This window comes from Corallococcus sp. CA054B (assembly GCF_003611625.1).
In the GTDB taxonomy this organism is placed as follows: domain Bacteria; phylum Myxococcota; class Myxococcia; order Myxococcales; family Myxococcaceae; genus Corallococcus; species Corallococcus coralloides.
On the sequence record NZ_RAVY01000004.1, the window covers coordinates 84,991 to 110,369 of the forward strand.

The window sequence follows — 25,379 nt, forward strand, 5'->3', positions numbered from 1 at the left end:
TTCCGGCCTACACGACATGAGCCTGACAGACCTGACCCGTGCGGTCATCACCTCGACGAATGCGTCCGGCCTGAAGCGTGTGCGGCAGCTGGGTTCCCAGCTCGACTCCGTCCGCTGGGAGAGGCTTTGCTTCGACCCGTCAGGCACCCGGCTGCTCGCGAAAGCCGACTCCCGCCTGCGGTGGTGGGACCTGGACATGGCAACGGACGTCGCCAGCGGCTCGGTGGAGCTGAAGATGGAGCCCATCGAGGCCCTCTTCCACGGCTCGAATCACATCGTGACCGCCGGGCCGCCCGTCGCGGAGGCCGCTGTCACCTGGCGGCCCCGGCTCATGGCCTTCTCCACGACGGACGGTTCGCTCTGGCGTGAGGAGACCCTCTCCGCGCCCGCCACCGGGTTGGCCATGTCCCGGGACGGCATGCTGCTGGCCATCCTGGAACGTGGCGAGGCCCTCCTCTGGGACGTGGCGGGCTGGAAACGCGTTCGTGACCTGCTAGGCGTTGAGTGGCACGTCCAGGTCAAGGCGTGTGCATTCTCCCAGGACTCACGCTTCGCGGCGGTGATCGTGACGTATTACGATCATGACCAGGCGGCGCTCTACCTCTGGGACCTGAAGGCGAGCTCCCATCCCTGGGTTCAGCCCCTGGGGTTTCAGTTCGCGGCGGGCGTTGCATTCCATCCCACGCGACCGCTGCTCGTCGCGAGAGGCGTCCACGAGGTCGTGGTGATGGATGTGTATGAGCGTCGCGTCCTGAGGACGTTCAACGACTACCGTCACTACGTGAGCAACCTCGACTTCAGCCCGGATGGGGAGTTGATGGTCTCCTCCAGTGACACCCATGGCTTCGCGCTCTACCACTTCGATACCGGTGAGGTGCTGTTCAGCCACTCGGACGACAGTGAGCTCACTACAGGCGACGCGGTCTTCTCACCCGATGGCCGCTTCATCGCCTGTGCCCAGGGTGACGGGACCGTGGGTCTGTGGGCTGTGGACCCCGGTTCTTGACGCTCCAAAACCAGACGTGCCATGAAACACCCTGAGGTGGCGGGAAGGCCACTTCGGGGGGAAGCCATGAACTTCCGTCGTAACAATTTCCTCTGGTTCGTCTTCGTCACGACCGTCTTGCTGCTTCGCGCGGGGAACCCCGTGGGGGCCGGGGTCTTCGCGACGGTGGCGCTCGCCGGAAGGTGGGCATACTTCCGGCTCACCCAGGGTCCCCCTCCAACGAGCGACACCCTGCTCGGCGCGTACGAGGCCTCACCCCCACCGCCCACGGATGAGGTCCTGAAGACGGAGTGGATCACGAAGCGCGAGCTGGGAGTTCTCGCGGCGGTGGCGGTGGTTGGCGGCGCCCTCTACCTGACCCGCGACAAGGGAGGCTTCATCCATGTCGTGGGCAGCAATCTCCACGTGTCCGTGGATGACGACCGGGTGGAGCCTCTCCATCGCGTCGATCGGCACCTCACCTATCGGGTTCCCAGCGGCTCCCATCGCGTCGGGCTCTACGACCCCGCGGTCGGCGGCAGCAGCCGTAGGTTGCAGGTCGAGGTCCGCGAAGGCGAAGCCTTCATGCTCTCCACCAGCCCGGACCTGTGCATCGTGCAGGTCGACATGGCGACCTTGAAGTACGGCCAACCCTTGCGGCAGGACCGGACCGCGCTTCCCGTGCTGGCGCGCTTCACGGAGACCTTGACGCCGGTCCGCATTCCGCCGAACGCGTTCCTCGACGTCGCGGAGCTGCCCGCCATCCATTCCGAAGGTCCGAGCCCCAGCCTGCTGACGCCCATCCCCTGCCCCCAGGCGCAGGACAACAAGAGCGCCTGGGCCGCCGTGCGCACGAGCATCCCCATCGTGCAGGTGTGGGCCTGGCGCGCGGGCTACAAGGACGCCAAAACCACCTGGGGTGAAGCCCAGGCGCGCGAACCACCGCACTGATCCAGGGAAAGGCTGATGCATCCCTTTATTTCGTCTCTCCCTCGGAGTTAGCCTGTTCGGCTGCTCACTGGGCTCCAAGGGGAAGCTTCAAAAAGGGGACTGCTATGGATCTGAGACCAAGCCTACTTCACATACTTCCTGAGGTGCGCAGGCAGCGCCTCGACATTGATCGCAGCCACCGGTCGAGTGCGCTGCTCGCTCCGACTTTCCACCCGACCAGCTTCCACGAGCAGTTGAATATCTTTGGGCAAAGGGAAGTGGATGATCTCGACTCGACTAGAGATTTTCCCTCTGTTCTTTTCGCGCAGAAACCCCTCTGCCGTAGCGAACTCCGTAAATCCGAGTACCAGGATTGAGCTTGAATTTGGAAGCTGAGTAAAGCGCAAGAGATCAGATCGAATTTTCCTGATGGCCCCGGTATTGGCATTCCCAGTGACTGTCTTCCAAGTGCTCGTGGAGACCAATCCAATTACGCTCTCATCGTCTGCGACGGCGTCAAACTCAAATGTACCGCCATCACTAAGCGAGAGACGCTTTTTGAAGAACGTTCGACCAGGGAACTGCACTGGTAATGCGTTCTCGCGAACCCACTCCTCTGCCCGTGCACAGCTCTCTCTCACGTCCGCCATGGCTTTTCCTCCGACGCTCCTATTGGGCTAAATCGATGCGCTTCTTTTCATCGACTGCGGGATAGCTGCGCTTTTTGAATACCAAAACGCTCAAACAGCCCGCGGAAGAAGCTTGTAACGCGAGCTGGTCCATCGACCTCGTCGAGTTCAGCTCCCCCGAACCGGAAAATCGAATAACCGGCCAGCTGAAGCTCCCGATCTGCCGCGACCATCTTGGCATACTTTGCGGGGCTCGCTCGGTCCTCATCGGCATAGTGCTGCTTGCCGTCGACTTCAATGACGATTCGGTCTCGCGCAGACAGGAGTAAAAGGAAGTCCATGCGCTGCCGAGCAAGGAATTTCGGATCGGTTCGCCTGATGAATGGGTCCAAGTGCAAATAGACCTGTGGAATAAGGGCGGGCGCTCGCCCTTGCATGTTCCGCACAAACTCCTTGAAGTAGGCACGGAAAAGCACGCGCTCCGGAGGTGATGCCAGCGACGCTTCGAGCCGGCGGTACAACGATTCTGCTGTTGTACGGGCATTGGGCTCCATACTCTTTGCTGAAGCCCACCAGTTCACGAGGTCTTTCCATGCCAGGCCATCAGGACCGATTGGCTCATCGTAGATGAGGCAGTACTGCGCGTGCCTCACAATCTCCACGTCGTTATTTACCGCATCCCGAAATATAATTTCTGGTTTCGGACCGTTTGCGCCGAAGATAATGTTCTTAGGTCGGCCTGAAACGCCGGAGCGCTTCGGCGCGATTCGAAAGACCGGGCGTCCGGAAATCTGTTCAGACTCGCGTAGCTCCAAGCCATCAATGGCGAGGTGCACATTGAGCGACACGACCAAGGCTGCTTGTTCATCACCGTCTCGTGCTCTTGGGTGAACAAGCTGTTCAAGAAACCCCAGAAACCGCCGCTCAGAACAATGAAGCAAGTTCAATCGAGAGAACACAGTCTCAATATCCCAGTCATCATTGTACAATATATGCTTGCTGAAGTCGCCTACGGCGTTCGAATACCGAGGATCGAATGACAACATCGTGCCGAGCGGCCAGTTGCGAGCGAACAGGTCGACGCTTTCAATTTTGCCTCCGATTGACTGGACATCAAATCGGAGTGCAAGCTCATCAAGCAGAGCGCGGCGTGTAACTTCGGTGATACGCGAGCGTCCCGATTGCTCCTGGCGCTTCCAAAGTTCCTCTTCTAGGTTGTAGTGGCCACCCGGTATATCTTGTAGGACTTGGTTTGCGATCTTCACGAGCGCATCCTCATCGAATGGGAGGCGCTTCAGGACAAAGCGAGCCTTTCCACTGAACGCTTCTGCGGTGTCTCCCGTGGGCAAGCCGAGGCGGGCGGCATATTCTGGCACGTCGTAGGACTTAATCGTGGCGACTGCGTCCGAGATCGCCTTTCGAAGTTCGTCGAGTGGATGAGGAGGTACCATCTGAACCAATCTATCGAACTAGCAGGCTGTTGAGAAAGCCCTTGGGCGGGAAGCGCCCTCCGCCCCTATGCCTAAGAGGAGATGCGCATCAGAGGCCGAAGTATCCCCTCATCTGAATCAGCTGAGAGCGAAGGCTTCGCGGAAGACGGCGTGCTCGCGTGCGAACCGACCAACTCGCTATACCAGTGGGTGCAACTGCCCATCGCTCCTGCGCGACGTGGCTATGACGTAAGACGAACCCCAGGCGCGCGAAACACCGCCTTAAGGGCACGGGCGCGCGTCTTGACGCTCCAAATCCAGACATGCCATGAAACACCCGGACGCCGCTTCAGGGGGGGGAACCATGCTCAGGCTCATCCGGTACATCATCAACGGCAACGCATTGGAGGTCCTGGCCATCCTGGTCGTGGTCCTCCTGGTGTGGTGGGTGTTCTCCCTCATCACCGCGCCAACGACCGGCCCCACCCCACGGGAGCCAGACGACCCCTCTGGCTCTCCAGGCTACGCGAAGGTGGCGCTGGGGCTTTTCGCGGCGGTGCTGGTGCTGTGGGGGCTGTCCTCGATCAGCTACAGCGATGACCCTCCCAAGGGTGGGCGCCTCCACGTCGTGGCCACGGGCCCACAACCTGACCGCGACATCGTCCTGCGAGTGGATGAACAGCCCGTGACGCCGGTGCTCCACGCCGACCATCACCTCGCGTTTCCGGTCCCCACCGGTCGACATGCGGTCTTCCTGAAGGACTCGACCGTCGACGGTTCCCGCGACTTTGAGGTCGAGATCCGCGAGGGCGATGACCTCATGCTGTCCGTCCATCCGGACCTCTGCCCCGTGCAGATCGACATGTCGGCCCTGACCTACGGCCAGCCCGCGCGCTCCACTCGGACACCGCTGGACGGCGTCGTCATCCGGACCCTGCCCGTGGTGGGGGTGTTCACACGGACGGAGCTCCCCATGCCGCTTCCTCCGGGAGCGGTCCTCTCCTTCAACGAGCTGCCGGATGCACTCTCCCCGGGGCTGAGCGCCAGCATCCTGATCCCCCTTCCCTGCTCCATGGCCCAGGACGACCGGGCCCTCTGGGCCGAGGCGCGCAAACGCTTCCCAGGACTCGACGACGCGGCCCGGCGTGTGGGCTACACGGAAGCGGATCCCACACGGCGTGAAGTCGCGGCGATGGACGAGGAGCGGGTCTTCGAGCTCTTCAAGCAACAGGGCGCGGCGCTGGCGCGCGAAACGCCTCCCTGAGCTAGGGTGCGCCGCCATGGCGACTCCGCGGTACTGGTTGATCAAGAGCGAGCCCTCCGTCTACGCGTACGCGAAGCTGGAGGAGGACGGCAGGACGGAGTGGACGGGCGTGCGCAGCTTCGAGGCGCGCAACAACATCCGGGCCATGACGCCCGGGGACTTGTGCCTCTACTACCACTCCAATGAGGACAAGGCCGTCGTCGGCGTGGCGTGCGTCCTCTCCAAGCCGGGCCCCGACCCCACCGCTCCCGGCGAGGACTGGGCCTCCGTGGACGTGGGCCCCGTGGTCGCCTTCACCACGCCTGTCACGCTGGCCACCATCAAGGCCACGCCCGCGCTCAAGGACTTCCCGCTCATCACCCGCAGCCGCCTCAGCGTGACGCCCACCCCCGTGGAGCACTTCGAGCTCGTCCTCAAGATGGGCAAGACGAAGCTCCCGGCGACCTCCGCCGCCAAAGCCAAACCCAAGCCGAAAGCCAAACCCAGAGCCCGTCCATGAGCGCAGCCCGCGAAGTCCGCGCCGACTTCGACCGAGCCTCCATCGTCGTGTATCAGGCCTACTCGGACGCCATCGCCGACGTGGCCGTGAAGCAGCAGAAGTTCGGCCCGCCCTTCTCCGTGGGCCGGATGACGTGGATCAAACCCAGCTTCCTGTGGCTCATGCACCGCTCCAACTGGGGCAGGAAGAGCGGCCAGGAGCGCACGCTCGCGGTGCGCATCAAACGCTCCGGCTGGGAGGAGGCCCTGTCCTCCGGCGTCCTCACCGGCTTCGAGCCGAAAGCCCACGGCTCGCCGGACGCATGGCGCAAGGCCTTCGACAGCGCGCCCGTCCACATCCAGTGGGACCCGGAGCGCAGCCTGCGCGGCGCGGGCCTGCCCCACGACAGCATCCAGGTGGGGTTGAGCCGCGCCGTCATCCAGCGCTTCGTGGACGACTGGACCGTGTCCATCACCGACCTCACGCCCCTGGTCCAGAAGCTGCGCAAGCACCTGGACGACGGCCGCGCGGATCAGGCCACGCGCCACCTGCCGAAGGAGTCCGTCTACCCCGTGCCTCCGGAGCTCGCCCGGCGCCTGGGGATGTGAAGGGCCCCGCGCCTTCGACGCGAGTTGTTATGTTCCGGGCATGGCGGACATCCCCTCCCTGGAGACCCTGCGGACCCAAATCGAACGCATCGATGAGGACGTCCTCGATGCGCTCCAGCGGCGCATGGCCCTGGCCGACGACGTGGCGCGCGCCAAGCTGGTGACGGCCTGGCCCTTCCGGGACCCGCAGCGCGAGGACCTGCTCCTGCGCAAGCTGCGCGGCCGGGCAGCGGAGCGAGGCCTGGATCCGCACGAAGTGGAGCGCCTCTACCGCGTCATCCTGGACATGTCCGTGGCCCGCCAGCAGGCCCTGGTCACCCGCCTGGACACCACGCCCCTGCGCGTGGGCTACCTGGGCGTCGAGGGCTCCTACAGCCACCTGGCCGCCCGCCAGCGCTACGGGCACCGGCCGGGCGGCGTGCTCCTCACCGGCTTCGACACCGCCCGACAGGCCGTGGAAGCGCTCAAGCAGAGCGAGCAGGACGTGCTCCTGCTGCCCATCGAGAACACCACCGCCGGCAGCATGAATGAGACGTACGACGTGCTCGCCGCGGGCGATGGCGTCATCACCGGCGAGGTGGTGAGCCAGGTGGACCACCGGCTGCTGGGCGTGAAGGGCGCGAAGCTGGAGGACCTGCGCGAGGTGCTGTCCCATCCGCAGGCGCTGGCGCAGTGCGAGGACTTCCTGCGCACGCACGTGCCCTGGGCGCGCGCCGTGCTTGGGCCAGACACCGCCGTCGCCGCGCAGATGGTCGCGGATCGCAACGACAAGACCGTGGCCGCCATCGCCAGCGAGTCCGCGGCGAGCCGCTTCGGGCTCGTGGTGCTCGCCAGCGACCTGCAGCCCGGCTCGGACTTCACGCGCTTCGTGGAGGTCTCGCGCCAGCCCACGCCGCTCGCGCCGGACGTGCCGTGCAAGACGTCGCTGCTGGTGGTGCTGGAGCACCGACCCGGTACGCTGGGCCAGGTGCTGCAACGGCTCACGCAGCGCGGAGTGAACCTCTCCAAGCTGGAGTCGCGCCCCATCCCGGGCGCGCCGTGGAAGTACCGCTTCTATCTGGACGTGGAGGGCCACGCCGCGTCCGCCTCGGTGACGGCGGCGCTGGAGGACCTGCGCCCGCTCACGTCGTCGCTGCGCGTGCTGGGCACCTACCCGCGCGCGGAGCCCATCGATGGCTGACGCCGCCCCCCGCCGCATCGCCTTTCAAGGTGAGCGCGGCGCGTACGGCGACGAGGCCACGGGCGCCCTCTTCGGCGCATCCGTGACGCGCATCCCCTGCCCCACCTTCCGCGCCGTCTTCGAGGCCGTGGCCGATGGCACGGTGGACGGCGGCGTGGTGCCCATGGAGAGCGCGCTCGCGGGACCGGTGGCGGAGGTGGTGGATCTGCTCCTGGAGTTCACCCCAGCCCTCTCCGGAGAGCTGCGCCTGCCCGTGCGCCACTGCCTGCTCGCGCCGCCGGGCCGCACGCTGGAGGGCCTCACGCGCGCGCTGTCGCATCCACAGGCGCTGGCGCAGTGCGGAGGCTGGCTGCGAAAGCACCACCTGCACCCCGTGCCTGAAGCGAACACCGCCGTGGCGGCGCGGCGCGTGGCGCAGGAGGCGCTGGAGGGCACGGCGGCCATCGCCAGCCGGACCGCGGCGGAGCTCTACGGGCTCAACGTGCTCGCGGAAGGCATCGCGGACTCGCCGGACAACGCCACCCGCTTCCTCGCGGTGGGCCCGGCCGTGCCGCCCAACCTGGGTTCGCGGTGGAAGACGTCCCTGGTGCTCACGCTCGACAACGGCCCTGGCGCGCTCGCGGGCGTGCTCACGGCCTTCGCCACGCACGGGGTGAACGTCGCGCGGCTGGAGTCGAGACCCGGCGGCGTCCGCGCCTGGGACTACCGCTGGTGCCTGGACGTGGAGGGCGCGGTGGACACCGCGCCCGTGAAGGCGGCCCTGGGCGAAGCCCGGAGCGCGTGCACGTCGCTCCGGGTGCTGGGCAGCTACGCGCTCAGCGGCTGATGGCCTGGGCCGGAGAGGCGGCCTGCGTCCCGTCGCCGTTGCGCACGGCCTCCGTGTACGCGGAGCGCACGATGTTCGTGTAGCGCTGGAGCGCGGCCAGCTGCTCCAGGCGCAGCGCCTGCGGCCCGTCGCACAGCGCCTTCTCCGGCGTCGGGTGGAAGTCCACCAGCACCATGGACGCGCCCGCGATGAGGCCCTGGCCAATGGCGTGGAAAATGTCCGGCAGCCCGTCCGGCGGGGCCTCCGCGCGGCCAATGGCGTGCGAGGGGTCCACGCACACCGGCATGCGCGTGAGGCGGCGCACCACCGGCACGTGCGCGAAGTCCACCATGTTGCGGTGCGGGTCGCCCAGGTGCGTCTTCACGCCGCGCAGGCAGAAGACAATCTTGGGGTTGCCCTCGCTCGCCACGTACTCGCACGCGTTGAGGGACTCCTCCAGCGTGATGCCCATGCCGCGCTTGAAGAGCACCGGGAAGGTGCGCTGCTGGCCAATCACCTTGAGCAATTCGAAGTTCTGCGCGTTGCGCGTGCCCACCTGGAGCATCACGCCCGTGGGCGCCCCCGACTTCTTCAGCGCGTCGTTGATCTCGTCGATGTGGCGCGGATGCGTCACCTCCATCGCGACGACCTTGATGCCGTGCTTGCCCGCGGAGTCGAACACCCAGGGCAGGCACTTCGCGCCCAGGCCCTGGAACTCGTACGGGTTGGTGCGCGGCTTGTACGCGCCCATGCGCGTGGTGTTGATGCCGCAGCGCGCGAGCGCCGCCATCATCGAGTCCACGCTCTCCAGCGAATCCACCGCGCACAAGCCCGCGAAGAGGTTCACCGAGTTATCGTCGAAGTTGACGCCGTTGTATTCGAAGCCCGCCGTGGTGCGCTGACCACCGTGCCGGCCGATGATGCGGTACTTCTGCGAGACGCGGACCACCTGGCGCACGCCGGGCAGCTGCTGGAAAGGCTCCAGCGGAACCTGCGACGTGGAGCCCAACAGGTACAGCTCGGTGATGGTGGACTCGGCGCCCTGGACCACATGGGCACGCGGGGTGACGCCCTCGTACTGCGAAGCAAGTTGGAGGACGGCGTTCACGACGGATTCCGGGGAATCCGGCTCGAGCATCACGATCATGCGAAGGGTTCTCCTGGTGGGGGGGCCGCTTCGGCATTCAACACCGGCCTCCCGCCCTTTCCCTCCGCTTTTGTAAAACTTTGATGAGAGCGGCCTCAGGAGGAGGCGGGGCGCAGCCGGGTCGCCAGCTGGGTGTAGTGCTCCCGCTGGGTAGGGTCGCCCAGGTGCTCCCACACGTCCGCCAGGGCCTTGGCCGCCTCCACGTAGGCGGGCGACAGCTCCAGCGCCAGTTCGAAGACCTGACGGGCCAGACGGTAGCGGGCCTTGTCCGGCCGCCGGCCCTGGGTCAGCAGCGTGTTACCCAGGTGGTAGACCTCGATGGCGGCGGCCTCGCGGTAGCCGGGGGTGGGGTTGAGTTGAACCGCCCGGTGCATCAGGAGGGAGGCGGCCTCCGGCTCGCCCAGCTCCAGCTGGCAGAGCGCGGCCTCGCGGTGGGGGTCCGCCGCGGAGGGGTCCAGCTCGATGGCGCGCTGGAAGCCCTTGAGGGCCTCCTCGTTGCGCCCCAACTGCTTGAGGGCGAAGGCCTTCGCGGTGAGCGCGGGGAAGTGGCGTGGATCCACGGCGAGGACCTGATCGAACGACTGGACCGCGGCCTCGTGGTTGCCGGCCATGGAACGATGGACGCCCTCGTTGAACGACGCCAACAGCAACGACCTGGACATCTTCGGTTCCCCCATTGGACAGGGTGCGCAGGGCCGCGCGCTTCACGCGACCCGAAAGGGCAAGCCTGTCACCGGGGGCCCACGCCTCGCAAAGGTGCGCCCCTTTTCCGGCTGATGGCATCCATCGCGTTCGGCTGATGACGCGGGCGGCCTTCCTCATGACGCAGGTTTCCGCCGTCCGGAATTCGCCACTGTCCCCCGTGGGCCCTCCTGCGCTACGTCGCCGGAAGTCCAGGGTGGACATCTCCCCGAGGCCCTCATGCTGGTGTTCGAGATCGTCATCGCGCTCTTGCTGGGAGGCGCGGGACTGGCGGCGCTGTCACGGCGGCTGGGCACGCCCTACCCCGCGCTGGTGGCGCTCGCCGGGGCGGTGCTGGCGCTCGTGCCGGGCAGCCCAGAGCTGGTGTTGGATCCGGAGCTGGCGCTCACCCTGTTCGTCGCGCCGGTGCTGCTGGACGCGGCGTTCGACGCGTCCCCCCGCGACCTGCGCGCGAACTGGCGGCCGGTGGCGAGCCTGGCCCTGGGGGCGGTGGTGCTCACGGTCATCGCCGTGGCGGTGGCGGTGAAGTGGATGGTGCCGGCGATGCCCTGGGCCGCGGCCATCGCGCTGGGCGCCATCGTCGCGCCTCCGGACGCGGCGGCGGCCACGGCGGTGCTGAAGCAGCTGAAGCCCCCGCACCGGCTGATGGTCATCCTGGAGGGTGAAAGCCTCTTCAACGACGCGAGCGCCCTGCTCATCTACCGGCTCGCGCTGGGAGCCGTGGCCGCGGGCGGCGTGCTGGGCTGGAGCGCGGTGCCCACGCTGCTCGTCGTCACGGTGGCCAGCGTGCTCCTGGGCGTCGTTCTGTCGCGGGTGAGCCTGCGCATCAACGCCAGCGTCGAGGACGTGTCCACGGCCGTCATCACCCAGTTCGGCAGCACGTTCGCGGTGTGGATCCTCGCGGAGCGGCTGCACCTGTCCGGCATCCTGACGACGGTGGTCTACGCGATGACCATCTCCCGCACGGCCTCCGTGGTGACGCCCGCGCGGATCCGCATCCCGTCCTACGCGGTGTGGGAGGTGGCGACGTTCGTGTTGAACGTGCTGGCCTTCGTGCTCGTGGGCTTCCAGTTGAAGGGCATCGTCGCGCGCTTCGACTGGGAGACGTGGCTGGAGTACACGGCCATCGCGGCGGTGGTGACGGGCGCGGCCATCCTCGCGCGCATCGCCTGGGTGATGGGCGCGGCGGCGTTCAACCGTTGGAGGCAGCGCAAGTCAAAGGCCAGCCCCGTCACGCTCTCTCCGAGCGCGGCCGTGCTGGTGGGCTGGTGCGGGATGCGAGGCATCGTGACGCTCGCGGCGGCGCTGGCGCTGCCCACGGGGCAGGACGGCGTCGCGGCCTTCCCCCACCGGGACCTCATCCTCTTCACGTCCTTCTCCGTGGTGCTGGGGACGCTCGTCGTGCAGGGGATGACGCTCAAGCCCCTGATGACGCGGCTGAAGCTGGACGACGACGGCGAGGTGGACCACGAAGTGCGGCTCGCACGGGTGGAGACGCTGCGCGCGGGGCTGGAGGCCACGCAGGATTCACCGGGCACGGAGATGGCGACCCTGGTCCGGCGCCGGTACGAGCTGCAGCTGCGGCGCGCGCGTCAGCTCCTGGACGAACACGCCCTCATGGGCCCCGCGAGCCCCAGCTCTCCCTGGGGGCCCCCCACCGCGGACGCGGGGATGGTGCGCACCGCGATGGCCGCGAGCCGACGGAAGCTGGCGGAGCTGCGGGCGAACGGCACCATCGGGGACGCGGCGTTCCAGCAGGTGGAGCAGGAGCTGGACTGGTCAGAGCTCGACCTGCAACAGCTCCTCCGGGCGGAGTCACCCGAGTAGTTCTCAGCCGCGCGCCTCTTCCTCCATGGCGGCGAGGAAGCCAGTGGTGAAGTCCGGGTAGCGAGGTGTCCAGTTCAGGGCCTCCAGCTTCGCGGCGCTGATGGCGCGGTCGCCGCGCAGGGACTCATGAAGGGACTCGAAGGGCACGCGCGGCGGCATGGGGAGGCCCAGTTGCTGGCAGAGCCACGAAGCCGTCTCCTCCTGCGTCGCGGGCCGGCGGTCGGCCACGCAGTACACCTCGCCGGGCGCGCCGCGTTCGAGCACCACGCGCACCGCGTCCACCAGGTCATCCACGTGGATGCGCGACAGCCGTCCTCCACCGGAGTCCGGGATGCGCAGCGTGCCCGCCTTCAAGCGCCCGGACGTGCCGCGCCCCGGGCCGTAGATGCCCGCGATGCGCATGACGCTCGCCCCCAGGGGAAGGAAGAGGTCCTCCGCCTCCAGTCGTGCACGGGAGACCGCGGAGGTCCTGTCGACCGGCGTGGACTCATCCACGTGTCCACGAGCGGGGCCATAGACACCCGTGGACGACAGGTAGACGAACCGCGAGGGCCGCGAGCGGGACAGTGCCTCAGCGAAGCGGGCATCCAGCCCGGCGTCCGGAGGAACGGAGTCCACGACGTGCGCGCCCGCTGCCCGTGACAGTGCGTCGTCAATCGATACGACGTGGACACCCGCGCCCTCCAGCACCGAGCGGCGCGCGGCATCCCGGGTCGTGGCCAGGACCTCCCGGCCCGCGCGGGCCTCCGCCACCGCGAAGCGCGTGAGCGTGTAACCACAGCCAAGCAGGAGGAGCGGAGCGGTCATGGCCCCGCGATACCGGTCAACGCCCGCTCCGCGCAAGGCCCGGCGCGAAAGGCAACGGCCCTCCTCCCGTCATCCGGAAGAAGGGCCGCCACCTCACGTCGTCAGTCGCGGCTCAGAACTCCGCGCTCGCGCGCGGGTCGATGATGCCGCACTCCTTGATCTTGTAGAGCAGCGCCTTGTAGCTGATGCGCAGCTTGCCCGCCGCGCGGCGCTTGTTCCACGCGGTGCGCTGGAGCATCGCGAGGATGGCCTCGCGCTCCGCGAGCATCGCCGCGCGCTTGCCAATGTCCTTGAGCGACAGCTCCCCGGCCGGAGGAGGCGGAGGCGGAGGCTGCGGAGCGTCGAACGGGTTCGCGTAGCGCTGCGGCGCCACGGCGTTGAACGGCGTGGCCTCCGCCACCGGGACCGGCGTCAGCGCGCCGCGCGCAGGCATCTCCAGCACCTGCACCCCCGAGCCCGATGCCGTCGCGAGCGCGGACGGCGGCGCCGCGAAGACGCGGGCGGACTCGTCCATGTGGCGCGACGGAGGCGGCATGAAGTCGTCCCCACCACCGAACGACGTGGGCAGCGACGGGGCGCTCGCCGGAGCACGGCCCCCAGCGTGGATTTCATCCAGCACCAGGGTCGGGTCCTTCAGCACGCACAGCCGGCGCACCATGTTCTCCAGCTCGCGCACGTTGCCCGGCCACTCGTAGTCGCTGAACGCGTGGAGCACCTCCGAGGGCAGCTCGGACACGTTCGTCATGAAGCCCCGGCCGTACTTCTTCAGGAAGTGGTCGGTGAGCGGCACCACGTCTTCACGGCGCTCGCGAAGGGGCGGCAGGCGGATGGCCACCACGTTGAGGCGGTAGTACAGGTCCTCGCGAAAGTTGCCGAGCGCGATCTCCTTCTCCAGGTCGCGGTTCGTCGCCACCACCACGCGGCTGTCCACGCGGACGCTCTTCTTGCCGCCGACGCGGAAGAACTCCTCGTCCTGCAGCACCTGGAGCAGCTTCGCCTGGAGGCGGATGGCCATCTCGCCAATCTCGTCCAGGAAGATGGTGCCCTGATCCGCCAGCTCGAACTTGCCCGGCTTCTCCGCCGTGGCGCCCGTGAAGGCGCCGCGCTCGTGGCCGAACAGCTCGCTCTCCAGCAGCTCCCCCGGCAGCGCAGCGCAGTTCACCTTGATGAACGGCCGGCCATGGCGCTGGCTGCGCGCATGAATCTCGCGGGCAATCACTTCCTTGCCCGTGCCGGACTCACCCAGCAGCAGCACCGGCACGTCCGTGTCCGCGATGCGCTCCACCAGTGCCCGCGCGCGGCGCATGGCCGGCGACGTGGAGATGAGCACGCGGGCCTCCGCCGCGGCCTCCGCGGGCGTCAACACCACGCGGGGGGCGGGCGCGGTCGCCTGACGCTCCGGCACGCGGGTCCCCAGGGCGCGCGCGAGCACGTCCTGCAGCTCATCGTTGCCAAAGGGCTTCGCCAGATAGTCGGAGGCGCCCATCTTCAGCGCGCGCACCGCGTCGTCAGCGCCCGACAGCGCGCTCAACACGATGACCGGCGCCGTGCCACCCGTGCTCCGGTAGCGGCGCAGCACCTCCAGACCACTCATCTCCGGCATCACCACGTCCAGCAGCACCGCGTCGAACGAGCCGCCAGAGAGCATCTCCAGCGCCTGCGAACCGCTGGACGCACAGCGCACCTGGTACCCCGAGCTGCCCAACAACTCGGACAGGAACGTGCGCACCGACTCCTCGTCATCCACCACCAGCACCGCGATCCGATCCATCCCCACGCCTCCGCTCGCCCTGTGCATCAAACCCTCGTGAACTGAATCAAACCGACATCAGACGGGCTGGACCGGCTGCCCGCCGAAGCTCGCGTGTACGCCTCAAGGTCTGCAGTGCCGCGCCCAGCAGCTGGGTGGGAGCCCCCACCGTGTCCGGGAAGCTCACCGCCCCCAGCGCCAGCGCCGTACGCACCACGCGACCCTCCATCTGGAACCGGGCGGCCTCGAACCGGGCCTCCACCCGCGCCAGCACCTCCGGCACCGCCTCCGCGGGCGTGCCCGGCAGCAGCATGGCGAACTGACTGTCCCCCACCCGCGCCACCGCGTCGGCCTCGCGCACCGTCTGTCCCAGCACCACCGCGCTGTAGACGAGCAGCCGCTCCGCCATGCTCTTGCCGTGCTCCTTGCGAAGCGCGCTCCACCCCGTCACCTCCGCCGCCACCACCGAGAAGGTCCCGCCGTAACGCTCCGTCCGCCGGGCCTCCAATCCGATGAGGGCCAGCAGGAAGGGCCGGTTGTAGAGCCCCGTCACCGGGTCGTGCAGCGCCAGCGCCGTGCCGGCCTCTTCACCGGCGGCCGCGCGCTCCACCGACTGCTTGAGCCGCATCTGCGCGTGCAGCTTCATGGACAGCTCCGCGCCATCCACCGTGCGCGGCACCACGTCCACGCACTGCCCCTTCTCCACGCAGAAGCGCCACGCGTCCCGGTCGTGCGAATCCACCAGGTACATCATCGGCACCGTGCCCTTGCCCACCTGGCGCAGGCGCCGCGCCGTCTGGATCGCCGCGAAGTCCGGCGGCTGCGCGGCCAGCAGCACCGCGTCCGGGCGGATCACCTCGAACAGGGGCACCGCCGCGTCGAAGCGCGTCAGGGGCACCACGCGGAAGCCGGACTCCCCCAGGAGCGCCCGGGTGCGCTCCAGGTCCTCCGCGCGAGGCTCCACCAGCAGCACTGTAGGAGGCTGGCCCGACTTTCCCGCTCGATTGCGCTTCACACCCACCGCCGTGCCCTCCCTTCCAGCATTTTCTTCCCCACCACCCTGCCTGCCTGCCCAGATTTACAGCCCCGTCACTTCTGCGCCCTTCGTATCCCCCCGGATTTCTTAGGGAAGGGCACTTCGTTACCCATCCTGGCCCACGGTTTTAGCAATGGGTATGCCATTCATCACCTCGCGGATCCGGACTTCCAGGGTCTCCGCGTCGACGCGGTGCTTGAAGGCGGGCACCCCGTCGATGAGGACCACGGGGATGTCGTAACGCCAGGTTTCGAAGAGGTCCGGGCTCTGGAGGATGTCGGTGACGTAGAGCTCGAACGGCAACCGGCCCTGCACTTCGACGACCACGGCGAGGGCCTTCTCACAGAGGGAACACCGGGGTTTCGAGTAGATATCGACTCGCATGCGTTGCAGGATGGGCGCTCGATGCGCGGCGTGTGTGGTGATTTTTCGACGATGCCCCTCAAGGACCTGGTCGTCCACCTCGGGAATCGCCGGGCCACCGGCACCCTGAACGTGGAGCGGGGAGACGTGCGCAAGCAGCTCTTGCTGCGCGACGGCCACGTCATCACCGCCAGCTCCAACCAGCCCCGCGAGTACTTCGGCCAGTTCCTGATCAACCAGGGTCACCTGACGGAGGATCAGCTGGAGCGCGCGTTCTCCACGCAGGCGGAGACGCACATCCTGCTGGGGAAGATCCTGATCATGACGGGCACGGTGTCGGAAGCCACCGTGCGCACGGTGCTCTCCCACAAGTTCCGGGAGATGCTGCTGGACGCCTTCACCTGGGAGGAAGGCGGCTTCGACTTCCGCCCCACGGACGTCGCGCCGGAGCTGGAGGGCCTGGACGTCAGCGTGGACCTGCTGGACGTGCACCGCGAGGGCGAGTTCCGCGAGACGGCGTGGCAGGCCATCCGCGCGGTGTTCCCCTCCGGCCGCGTGCGCCTGGAGGTGGACGAGCGCAAGCTGACGGACCGCAAGGCCGGCAGCATGGACGAGCGCATCGTGCAGCTCGCGAAGGAAGGCCTCAGCATCGACGGCATGGCGCTGGCGCTGCACGCCACCGACTTCTTCCTCTATCAGCGGCTGTACGCGCTCTACCGCCAGGACGCGCTGCGCGTGTCGGACGAGGCGCCCCTGCCCTCCCCGGAGCCCGGCGCGCACACCGTCGTGGTGGTGGAGGAGGACGAGGACGACCTGGACTCGGGCGGCGTCATCGGCTCCGAGTCCTCCTCCGACGAGGTGCTCCAGGCCGCCCAGCTCTTCCTGGACGCGGGCAACCTGCGCGACGGCGAGGCGCTGGCCCGGCGCGCGCACGAAATCGCGCCGACCGAGCACACCACGAAGCTGCTGCGCGACGCGGAAGGCAGGCTGCTCACGGAGCTGCGCAAGGCGCTGATGGAGCCCTCGCGCGTGCCGGCGCTGATGGTGACGCCCGCGCACCTGAAGACGCTGCCGCTCACGTCACCGGAGCGCTACCTGCTGTCGCGCATCGACGGGCGGCGGGACGTGGCCGCCATCGTGCACGTGTCACCGCTCCAGGAGCTGGAGGCCCTGAAGTTCTTCCAGGGCTTCGTGGACACGGGGCTGGTGAAGCTCACCGCGCGTCCGCTGTCCTGACGTTTGCGCCTCAGTGCTTACCGGCGGCGCCCGCGGGGGCCGTCAGCTCCACCGGCGCGGGGATGCGCTCCAGCGCCAGGCGCAGGGCCTCGCGGCCGAGGTAGGAGCCGCGGATGCGCCACTTCGGATCATTCACGATGAGGGCGGCCACGGCCACGCGCGGGTTGTCCTTGGGCGCGAAGCCCACGAACCACGAGTAGTCGCGGAAGGGCTCGCGGTCCGCGAGCGTGCCCGTCTTGCCCACGGCGTCCTTCACCTGGAAGCCGCGCTCGCGGAAGACGCCACGCGCGGTGCCGTGGGTGACGGTCTCCTCCAGCATCCGCGTGAGCTCGTGCGCGGCGGCGGGCGTGAGCACGGGCTCCGGCTCCGGCAGGGGCATGAAGGGCTCCGGCTCCACCAGCACGGGGTCCACCCAGCGGCCCTCGTTGGCGGCCACGGACGCCAGCAGCGCGCCGTGCAGCGGGGACAGGTACACGTCGCCAAAGCCCGCGCCGGTGTTCGCGAGCGCGAAGCCGTCCTCCGGGATGTACGCGAGCGACACGTCCAGCGGCTGGGCGAAGGGGATCTCCCGGTTGAAGCGCAGGCGTGCCGCCATGCGCTTGAGGGAGTCCGCGGTCAGGTGCTTGCTGGTCAGCTTGGCGAAGATGACGTTGGCGCTCTTGCCCATGGCCAGCGCCAGCGAATAGCAGGCGCCGTCGCGCTCGGTGTCCTCCAGCTGCCGCTCGTTGAGGCGGCGCTTGCCGCCGTGGAAGCAGGACTCGGTGTCGGGCGACACGCCGGCCTCCAGGAGTGCGCTGCCGGTGACGATCTTGAAGATGCTCGCGGCCGGGTAGACCGCGCGGATGGGCAGCCCGCGCAATTCCGGCTTCGCCTCCGAGTGCTCCGCCATCGCGAGGACGCGGCCGGTGGAGGGCTCCAGCACCACCGCGGCGCCGTAGGGCACCTGGTAGTTCTGCATGATCTTCGTGAGCGACGCCTGGAGGCCGGGGTCGATGGTGAGCACCTGATCCGGCGCGCTCTTGCCGCCCTTCACCACCAGCTTGTTGCCCTCCAGCTTCGCGCGGGCCACCAGGTCCTGCGCGCGCGGCAGGCCCTGGAGCTTGCCGAACGGCGGCGCCTTCTCCCGCGAGGGCACCGGCATCGGCGGCACCATCCCGGGCTCCAGCGCGGCGGCGTCCTTCGCGGCCAGCGCCTCCGCCAGCGCGCGGGCATCCACCGGGCGCGAGTCCTCGGGCGGAGTCTCCGCCGCGGCTTCACCGGCAGTCCCGGAGTCTGGAGCGCCCGGAGCCTGCGCGACGCTCGCGGCGGCCCCCGCGTCCGGAGCAGCGGCCTGGGCGCGCTGCTCGGCCTCCACCTTCTCCACCAGCGCGCGGGCGCCCACGGGCCCCGCGTCCGTTCCCAGGGCGGTCACCGACTGCGCCAGGGCCTGGGCATCCGACGGGGCGGCGGGCGACGGCGCGGTGTTCACGTCCGGCCCGGGCGCGGAGGCGCCCAGGAGCAGCGTGAGGGGGAACAGCGGTAGGGCGGCGAGGAGACGGCGCATCGTCATGCTTCGGGGCTCTCCTTGGGAGGCAGGGAGCAGGCCGCCGGATCCTAGTCGCTGAGGGCGCGCTGTCCACGGCTTGCCTCCTCGACTGCTGCCTTCGTCCGCCAGAAACCTGGGAAGGTGCCTGGAGGTCCGGTAGGGTCCTGTGCACCTTGGACGGACTCAAAGAGACATTGGTGATCTGGGGAGCCGAGCTGCGTCGGGCCATGAAGAGCGGCCGGGCCATCGTGCTGCTCGGGCTCTACAGCATGTTCTCCGCGCTGGTGCTGCTCGTGGTGGGCTTCGTCACCCGGGAGCTGCAGACCCAGGTGAACGCGAAGCTCGCCGAATCCGGCGGGGACTCGGAGATGGCCACGCAGGCCGCGGAGCAGATGCACCAGGGGGTGCTGGGCTTCCTCGCCAGCAACGACGCCGCGATGATGGAGGCGCTGGCGAAGGTGCCCATCGTGGTGCTCATCGTCTTCAAGATCAGCCTCTTCTTCCTGCCCGCCTACATCGCGCTGATGGGCTTCGACCAGGTGAGCGGCGAAGTGGGTCCGCGCTCCATGCGCTACCTCACGGTCCGCGCGCGCCGCTCGTCGGTGTTGTTGGGCAAGTTCCTCTCCCAGGCCACGCTGCTCGTGGGGCTGGTGCTGGTCATCGACCTGGCCATCTTCATCTACGCGCGCATCATCAACGACGACTTCGCCTTCGGGGTGCTGGTGCTCAACCTCCTGAAGTTCTGGAGCGCCACCATCGTCTTCTCGCTGGCCTACGTCGCGCTCACCACCCTGTGCTCCAGCCTCTTCCGCGTCCCCGCGGTGAGCCTCGTCTTCAACTTCATCCTGCTCTTCGTCTTCTGGCTGATGGACTCCGTGGGACGCGCCGTGAGCGATGAGAACGTGCTGCGCTTCCTGCGCTACCTGTCCCCGTCGTACTACTCGGGAAACCTGCTGCACCCGAAGCTCGCCGAGTTCGCCATGAGCGGCGCGGCCTACGCGGCCTTCGCCGCCATCTTCCTCTTCGGCGCCTACGGCGTCCTGCGCGCGAGGGACCTGTGAGCGACCTGGCCATCCAGCTGAACAACGTCTCCAAGCGCTTCGGCCCCAAGGTCGCCGTCAACGCGGTGAGCCTCCAGGTGCGGCAGGGCGACGTCTTCGGCCTCATCGGCCCCAACGGCGCCGGCAAGACGACCACCTTCTCCATGATGTGCGGCTACCTCTACCCGTCCGAGGGCTCGCTCCAGGTGATGGGCGTGACCCCCACCTCGCCCGGCGCCCTCAAGGGCCGCGTGGGCGCGCTGCCCCAGGACGCGGTGCTGCCCCCTGGCTGGGAGGTGGGCGCGCTGCTCATGTACTGGGCCCGCCTGTCGGACCTGCCCCAGCCGGAACACGAGGCCCGCGGCGCCCTGGAGAAGGTGGGCCTGATGGAGGCCTGGAAGGTCCAGACGCAGGCGCTCAGCCACGGCATGGCCAAGCGGGCCGCCATGGCCCAGGCCCTGATGGGCCGCCCACCGCTCGTCCTCCTGGACGAGCCCACCGCCGGCCTGGATCCGCGCATCGCCGCGCAGGTGCGCCAGGTCATCAAGGACATGAAGGGCACGCAGACGGTGGTCGTCTCCAGCCACAACCTCCAGGAGCTGGAGGAGCTGTGCGACGCCGCCGCCATCCTCGACAAGGGCTCGCTCGCACAGGCCGGCACCATGTCGGAGCTCACCGGCCAGGGCGCCGAGTTCCGCGTCCAGATTGCCCGGGGCGACGTCATCATTCCCGAAATCACCTCCCTGCCCGGCGTCACCGACGCACGCATGGAGGGAACGGACGTGCTGCGCGTGCGCTTCGACGGCCAGGCCCACAAGGCCGAGGAGGTCATCAGCCGCACCGTCGGCCACCTCCTCCAGCACCAGGTGCTCATCCTCGGCGTCAGCCGCGGCCGCCGCCTGGAGGACCGCGTCCTTCAGCTGCTGTAGGCCCGCGCCCCACGGACGCTCACCCCGCCTTGCGCACCCAGCCCACGTAGTGGGAACCCCGGCGCTCCATGCGGACGAGCTCGTTGCCCGTCGCGTCGCACCACGCGGGCAGGTCCGCCTCCAGCCCGCGGTCGGTGGAGACGAGCTCCACCAGCGTCCCGGGCGCAAGGCGGCGCATCGCCTTGGCAATCTCCAGGATGGGCACCGGGCAGAGGGCCCCGGACGTATCCACGCGCACACCGGCTTCCATTCACGCGCATCCTGTCACGGGGCCTGGAACCCCGCCTGCCAAAGCGACACGACACGCGCGCTGAGAGGGAATTTTGGTGTCCCCAGCGTCGTTGTCCGCCCCTTCGAGGCCTCTGGATATCAGGCGGACGCAGGCGGTCATCGCGGCTTGCGTGTCTGGAATTCCCTCTGTTAAGTACCCCGCCCTTTCCCTACCCAGACACCCGCTTGGGGCCCGGAGTCGGACCTATGGCGCAGGAGCATTCCCAACCCATGAAGCCCAATGTCATCGTGGCCCTGCTGGTCGGCCTGGTGCTCGGGTTCGTTGGCGGCCGTGCCGCCACCGGCTCGAAGCCCACCACCGGCAATACGCCCCCCGCCGCGCAGGCGGCCAACAAGCCCGGCGCGCGCGCCGTGGACCCCACCGTCTTCAAGGTGCCCGTCGACGGCGCCCCGACGAAGGGCAGCGTCAACGCGCTCGTCACCATCGTGGAGTTCTCCGACTACGAGTGCCCGTTCTGCAGCCGCGCGCACAACACCGTCGAGCAGCTCCTGAAGGACTACGGCAGCAAGCTGCGCGTCGTGATGCGCCAGAACCCGCTGTCCTTCCACCCGCACGCCAGGCCCGCGGCCCTCGCGGCGCTCGCGGCCGGTGAGCAGGGCAAGTACTGGGACATGCACAACCTGCTCTTCGCCAACAACAAGAAGCTGGATGGGGAGAGCCTGGAGGGCTACGCCAAGCAGATCGGCCTGGACGTGGCGAAGTGGAAGGCGGACATGGCGAACGACCGCCTGGGCGCCACCATCGACAAGGATCAGGCCCTGGCCCAGCAGATGGGCGCCAGCGGCACCCCGGCCTTCTTCATCAACGGCCGCTTCCTCTCCGGCGCGCAGCCCATCGACAACTTCAAGGCCCTCATCGACGAGGAGCTCGCCAAGGCCGAGGCCCTGGTGAAGAGCGGCGTCGCGCCGTCGCAGGTGTACGCGCGCACCATCGAGAAGGGCGTCGAGCGCGCCCCGGCCAAGGCCGGCCAGCAGCAGGGGGAGCCCCCCGCCGCCGCGAAGAAGATCGAGATCCCCGCGGACTCCCCCTCCTTCGGCCCGGCCACCGCGAAGGTGACCATCGTCGAGTGGTCGGACTTCGAGTGCCCGTTCTGCAGCCGCGCGGTGCCGACGCTCAACAAGATCAAGGAGACCTACGGCAAGGACGTGCGCGTGGTGTTCCGCCACCAGCCGCTGCCCATGCACCCGCACGCGAAGATCGCCGCCGCCGCCTCCATGGCCGCCCACGAGCAGGGCAAGTTCTGGGAGATGCACGACAAGCTCTTCGCCAACCAGCGCGCCCTGGACCGCGCCAGCCTGGAGAAGTACGCCCAGGAGCTGGGCCTGAACATGAACAAGTTCAAGGCCGACCTGGAGTCGAGCAAGATCGCCGCGAAGGTGGACGCGGACTCCGCCGCGGGCAGCGCGGTGGGCGCCAACGGCACCCCGGCCTTCTTCATCAACGGCCGCTTCCTCTCCGGCGCGCAGCCCTTCGAGGCCTTCAAGCCCCTCATCGACCAGGAGATCGCCAAGGCCGACAAGGCGCTCGCCGCCGGCACCAAGGCGGAGGACCTCTACGCCAAGCTGAACCAGGACAACGTGAACGCCGCTCCGGCCGCCCCCGCGGCGCCCGCCGAGCCGGCCGTGCAGAAGGTGGAAGTGGGCGATGCCCCGGTGCGCGGCCCGAAGAACGCGCCCGTCACCATCGTCGCCTGGTCCGACTTCGAGTGCCCGTTCTGCAGCCGCGCCGTGCCGACCATCGAGCAGGTGGAGAAGGCCTACAAGGGCAAGGTCAAGTTCGCCTTCAAGCACCAGCCCCTGCCCTTCCACCAGAACGCGAAGCTCGCCGCCGTGGCCTCCATGGCCGCCCACGAGCAGGGCAAGTTCTGGGAGATGCACGACAAGCTCTTCGCCAACCAGCGCGCCCTGGACCGCGCCAGCCTGGAGAAGTACGCCCAGGAGCTGGGCCTGAACGTGAACAAGTTCAAGGCGGACCTGGACTCGGGCAAGTTCGACAAGCAGATCGAGTCGGACATGGCGGACGGCTCCGCCAAGGGCGCCAACGGCACCCCGACGTTCTTCATCAACGGCCGCACGCTGGTCGGTGCGCAGCCCTTCGATGCCTTCAAGAAGGTCATCGACGAGGAGCTGAAGAAGGCCGGCGTGGCGATGGCGGCGGAAGCGAAGTAGCCCTCCCCCGCTCCTGAAAAGCACCAAGGCCGTCGGCTCCCACAGCGGGAACCGGCGGCCTTCGTGTTTCCAGCGACTTGCCGGGGTGCGGCTTCTTCAGGAGACGGCGATGGCGTCGATCTCCACCTGGGAGCCGCGCGGCAGCGCGGACACCTGCACGGTGGCGCGGGCCGGCGGAGAGCCGGAGAAGGCGCGGGCGTACACCTCGTTCACCTTGGCGAAGTCACCCAGGTTGGTGAGGAAGATGGTGCAGCGCACGACGTGGCTGAAGTCCAGGCCGCTGGCGGCGAGCACGGCCTGCAGGTTCTTCATCACCTGCTCGGCCTGCGCGACGACGTCACCGGGGACCAGCTCCATCGTCTTCGGGTCCAGGGGAATCTGGCCGGACAGGAACGTCATCTTCCCGGCGTCCACCTGCACGGCCTGGGAGTAGGGGCCAATCGCCTTGGGGGCGTCGTCGGAGTGGATTGCCTTGCGCGCCATGCAGCACACCTCGCGTTGAGGCGGCCCCCCAAGGAGACGGGGGCCGCGGGTCCGCCGCGGGCTGTAGCACAGGACAGGGCTAGATTCGCTCGACCGAGTAGACGCCCGTCAACCGCTCGATGGAGCGCATCAGGTCCGTCAGCTGCTTGAGGTCGGAGATGGTGACCTCGAAGGTGTTGACGGCCCGGTCGTCGCCGGTGGCCCGGCAGTTCGCCTGGGAGATGTTGACGCTCTTCTTGGAGAACGTGTTGGTGATGTCCGCCAGCAGGCCCGGCCGGTCCGCCGTCAGCACGCGCAGCGTGACGGGCCGCTTGAAGTCGCCCTTCACGTCCCAGGACACGTCCACGCGGCGCTCGGGGTCCGTGGCCAGGGCCTTCTCACACCCCACCGTGTGCACCGTCACCCCCCGCCCCCGGGTGATGAACCCCGCGATGGGGTCCCCGGGAACGGGGTTGCAACAGCGCCCGAAGCGCACCAGCACGTCGTCCACGCCGCCAATCTGGACGCCGCTGCGGCTGTTGCGCCCCACCAGCCGCTTGGCCAGGTCCGTCATGCGCGACAGGCCCGGCAGCATGGAGGCGTTCGCCCCGGAGCCGTTGCCCGTCCCGCCGCCGTCCGTGGGCCGCGGAGGCGGCTCCGCCTGCGCCAGCTTCTCTTGCGGCACGATCCGCTGCACCAGCTGCTGCGGCGTCACCTTGCCGTAGCCGATGGCGACCAGCATGTCGTCCTCGACGCGGAAGCCCAGCTCCTCGGCGACCTTCTTCACCTCGCCGGAGCGCACCAGCTTGTTGAAGTTGAGCTGGAAGCGCTTGAACTCGCGCTCCACCAATTCACGGCCCAGCTGCAGGCTCTTGTCGCGCTGCTGCTGCTTGATGAAGCCGCGGATGCGCTGCTGCGCCCGGCTCGTCTTGACGAAGGTGAGCCAGTCCTTGGACGGGTGCGCCTGCGGGCTGGTGAGCACCTCCACCGTGTCGCCGTTCTTCAGCTTGTAGCGCAGGGGAACAATCTTCCCGTTCACCTTGGCGCCCACGCACCGGCCGCCCACGTCCGAGTGGATGGCGTACGCGAAGTCCACCGGCGTCGCGCCGCGCGGCAGGCTGCGCACGTCGCCCTTGGGCGTGAAGACGAACACTTCGTCGGTGAAGAGGTCGACCTTCACCGTCTCCAGGAACTCCTTGGGGTCCTTGAGGTCCTGCTGCCACTCCATCAGCTGGCGCAGCCAGGCGAACTTCTCGTCGTCCTTGGAGATGGGCGCGCGGCCTTCCTTGTAGGCCCAGTGCGCGGCGATGCCTTCTTCCGCGATCTTGTGCATCTCCGCGGTGCGGATCTGCACCTCCACGCGCTCGCTCAACGGACCAATCACCGTGGTGTGCAGGGACTGGTACATGTTGGGCTTCGGGATGGCGATGAAGTCCTTGAAGCGCCCGGGCACCGGCTTCCACATCTGGTGCACCATGCCCAGCGCCTCGTAGCAGGAGGGCACCGACGGCGCGATGATGCGGAACGCGATGATGTCGTGGATCTGATCGAAGTCGATGCCCTGCGACTTGATCTTCTTCCAGATGCTGTAGACGTGCTTGAAGCGCCCGCTGACGTCGCCCTTGAGGCCGCGCTCCTGGAGCTTCGCGCGCATCAGGTCGCAGGTGTCCTCGATGTACGCCTCGCGCTCCTTCTTGCGCTTGTTGAGCTGCTCCTCCAGCGCGAAGAACTCCTGGGGCTTCACGTAGCGGAAGGACAGGTCCTCCAGCTCCGTCTTGATCCAGGA

At 68.2% G+C, this 25,379-nt stretch carries 24 protein-coding genes; 12 read left to right on the top strand and 12 right to left on the bottom strand.

Annotated elements, in window-relative coordinates:
* Positions 1–16 precede the first annotated feature (16 nt).
* Positions 17–1,006 (top strand): WD40 repeat domain-containing protein, encoded by a 990-nt coding sequence (locus D7V80_RS01985; protein WP_158616532.1) that lies wholly within the window; start codon positions 17–19, stop codon positions 1,004–1,006.
* A 66-nt stretch (positions 1,007–1,072) separates the two neighbouring features.
* Positions 1,073–1,936, top strand: coding sequence for a hypothetical protein (locus D7V80_RS01990; protein WP_120586526.1), 864 nt, complete (start codon positions 1,073–1,075; stop codon positions 1,934–1,936).
* Between the two features lie 122 nt (positions 1,937–2,058).
* Here D7V80_RS01990 and D7V80_RS41295 read toward each other — a convergent pair whose 3' ends face one another.
* Positions 2,059–2,565 (bottom strand): hypothetical protein, encoded by a 507-nt coding sequence (locus D7V80_RS41295; RefSeq protein ID WP_147446959.1) that lies wholly within the window; start codon positions 2,563–2,565, stop codon positions 2,059–2,061.
* A 47-nt stretch (positions 2,566–2,612) separates the two neighbouring features.
* The gene (locus D7V80_RS41300; protein ID WP_147446960.1) at positions 2,613–3,809 is read right to left on the bottom strand and encodes a hypothetical protein; all 1,197 of its coding nucleotides are present in this window, start codon (positions 3,807–3,809) and stop codon (positions 2,613–2,615) included.
* A 529-nt stretch (positions 3,810–4,338) separates the two neighbouring features.
* Between D7V80_RS41300 and D7V80_RS01995 the strand changes: the two genes are divergently transcribed.
* The 5 genes from D7V80_RS01995 to D7V80_RS02015 are packed head-to-tail and all read left to right on the top strand — an operon-like array spanning position 4,339 to position 8,330.
* Complete coding sequence (locus D7V80_RS01995; protein WP_120586527.1) at positions 4,339–5,238, top strand: hypothetical protein; 900 nt, start codon at positions 4,339–4,341, stop codon at positions 5,236–5,238.
* Between the two features lie 16 nt (positions 5,239–5,254).
* Positions 5,255–5,737 (top strand): EVE domain-containing protein, encoded by a 483-nt coding sequence (locus tag D7V80_RS02000; protein ID WP_120586528.1) that lies wholly within the window; start codon positions 5,255–5,257, stop codon positions 5,735–5,737.
* Entirely contained in the window at positions 5,734–6,324 is a 591-nt protein-coding gene (locus tag D7V80_RS02005; protein WP_120586529.1) for a DUF4291 domain-containing protein, read from the top strand. The genes D7V80_RS02000 and D7V80_RS02005 overlap by 4 nt, the downstream gene beginning before the upstream one ends.
* Positions 6,325–6,364: 40 nt before the next feature.
* Entirely contained in the window at positions 6,365–7,504 is a 1,140-nt protein-coding gene (locus D7V80_RS02010; protein ID WP_120586530.1) for a bifunctional chorismate mutase/prephenate dehydratase, read from the top strand.
* The gene (locus tag D7V80_RS02015) at positions 7,497–8,330 is read left to right on the top strand and encodes a prephenate dehydratase (RefSeq protein ID WP_120586531.1); all 834 of its coding nucleotides are present in this window, start codon (positions 7,497–7,499) and stop codon (positions 8,328–8,330) included. Before D7V80_RS02010 ends, D7V80_RS02015 begins: the two co-directional genes overlap by 8 nt.
* On the opposite strand, the gene D7V80_RS02020 is transcribed toward D7V80_RS02015, so the two are convergent.
* Both D7V80_RS02020 and D7V80_RS02025 read right to left on the bottom strand, forming a co-directional pair.
* Positions 8,320–9,456 (bottom strand): 3-deoxy-7-phosphoheptulonate synthase, encoded by a 1,137-nt coding sequence (locus tag D7V80_RS02020; protein WP_120586532.1) that lies wholly within the window; start codon positions 9,454–9,456, stop codon positions 8,320–8,322. The two genes, D7V80_RS02015 and D7V80_RS02020, sit on opposite strands and share 11 nt — an antisense overlap.
* Positions 9,457–9,551: 95 nt before the next feature.
* A complete protein-coding gene (locus D7V80_RS02025; RefSeq protein ID WP_014395784.1) occupies positions 9,552–10,118 on the bottom strand; it encodes a tetratricopeptide repeat protein in 567 nt (188 codons plus the stop codon).
* Positions 10,119–10,377: 259 nt separating this feature from the next.
* Here D7V80_RS02025 and D7V80_RS02030 point away from each other — a divergent pair, with 259 nt between their 5' ends.
* Complete coding sequence (locus D7V80_RS02030; RefSeq protein WP_120586533.1) at positions 10,378–11,985, top strand: sodium:proton antiporter; 1,608 nt, start codon at positions 10,378–10,380, stop codon at positions 11,983–11,985.
* Positions 11,986–11,988: 3 nt separating this feature from the next.
* Here D7V80_RS02030 and D7V80_RS02035 read toward each other — a convergent pair whose 3' ends face one another.
* From D7V80_RS02035 to D7V80_RS02050, 4 genes are all read right to left on the bottom strand, one after another.
* The gene (locus D7V80_RS02035; RefSeq protein WP_120586534.1) at positions 11,989–12,792 is read right to left on the bottom strand and encodes an NAD-dependent epimerase/dehydratase family protein; all 804 of its coding nucleotides are present in this window, start codon (positions 12,790–12,792) and stop codon (positions 11,989–11,991) included.
* Between the two features lie 112 nt (positions 12,793–12,904).
* A complete protein-coding gene (locus tag D7V80_RS02040; RefSeq protein WP_120586535.1) occupies positions 12,905–14,563 on the bottom strand; it encodes a sigma-54 dependent transcriptional regulator in 1,659 nt (552 codons plus the stop codon).
* A gap of 46 nt (positions 14,564–14,609) precedes the next feature.
* Positions 14,610–15,563, bottom strand: coding sequence for a diguanylate cyclase domain-containing protein (locus D7V80_RS02045; RefSeq protein ID WP_199738335.1), 954 nt, complete (start codon positions 15,561–15,563; stop codon positions 14,610–14,612).
* Positions 15,564–15,683: 120 nt separating this feature from the next.
* A complete protein-coding gene (locus tag D7V80_RS02050) occupies positions 15,684–15,962 on the bottom strand; it encodes a glutaredoxin family protein (protein ID WP_120586537.1) in 279 nt (92 codons plus the stop codon).
* A 21-nt stretch (positions 15,963–15,983) separates the two neighbouring features.
* On the opposite strand from D7V80_RS02050, the gene D7V80_RS02055 reads away from it, so the two are divergent.
* On the top strand, positions 15,984–17,177 hold the full coding sequence (locus D7V80_RS02055) for a DUF4388 domain-containing protein (RefSeq protein WP_014395778.1): 1,194 nt from the start codon (positions 15,984–15,986) through the stop codon (positions 17,175–17,177).
* Positions 17,178–17,187: 10 nt separating this feature from the next.
* On the opposite strand, the gene D7V80_RS02060 is transcribed toward D7V80_RS02055, so the two are convergent.
* Positions 17,188–18,726 (bottom strand): penicillin-binding transpeptidase domain-containing protein, encoded by a 1,539-nt coding sequence (locus D7V80_RS02060; RefSeq protein ID WP_120586538.1) that lies wholly within the window; start codon positions 18,724–18,726, stop codon positions 17,188–17,190.
* Between the two features lie 203 nt (positions 18,727–18,929).
* Between D7V80_RS02060 and D7V80_RS02065 the strand changes: the two genes are divergently transcribed.
* Both D7V80_RS02065 and D7V80_RS02070 read left to right on the top strand, forming a co-directional pair.
* Entirely contained in the window at positions 18,930–19,763 is an 834-nt protein-coding gene (locus D7V80_RS02065) for an ABC transporter permease subunit (protein ID WP_233585071.1), read from the top strand.
* Positions 19,760–20,671, top strand: a complete 912-nt coding sequence (locus tag D7V80_RS02070) for an ABC transporter ATP-binding protein (RefSeq protein WP_120586540.1) — start codon at positions 19,760–19,762, stop codon at positions 20,669–20,671. The genes D7V80_RS02065 and D7V80_RS02070 overlap by 4 nt, the downstream gene beginning before the upstream one ends.
* Before the next feature lie 19 nt (positions 20,672–20,690).
* Here D7V80_RS02070 and D7V80_RS02075 read toward each other — a convergent pair whose 3' ends face one another.
* Positions 20,691–20,921, bottom strand: a complete 231-nt coding sequence (locus D7V80_RS02075) for a sulfurtransferase TusA family protein (protein WP_120586541.1) — start codon at positions 20,919–20,921, stop codon at positions 20,691–20,693.
* Between the two features lie 251 nt (positions 20,922–21,172).
* On the opposite strand from D7V80_RS02075, the gene D7V80_RS02080 reads away from it, so the two are divergent.
* Positions 21,173–23,131, top strand: a complete 1,959-nt coding sequence (locus tag D7V80_RS02080; RefSeq protein ID WP_120586546.1) for a thioredoxin domain-containing protein — start codon at positions 21,173–21,175, stop codon at positions 23,129–23,131.
* Positions 23,132–23,227: 96 nt separating this feature from the next.
* Here D7V80_RS02080 and D7V80_RS02085 read toward each other — a convergent pair whose 3' ends face one another.
* Together D7V80_RS02085 and D7V80_RS02090 are read right to left on the bottom strand one after the other, a co-directional pair.
* Positions 23,228–23,614 (bottom strand): RidA family protein, encoded by a 387-nt coding sequence (locus D7V80_RS02085; RefSeq protein ID WP_120564408.1) that lies wholly within the window; start codon positions 23,612–23,614, stop codon positions 23,228–23,230.
* A 79-nt stretch (positions 23,615–23,693) separates the two neighbouring features.
* The coding region (locus D7V80_RS02090) for a bifunctional (p)ppGpp synthetase/guanosine-3',5'-bis(diphosphate) 3'-pyrophosphohydrolase (protein WP_147446961.1) at positions 23,694–25,379 on the bottom strand (1,686 nt) is incomplete at its 5' end.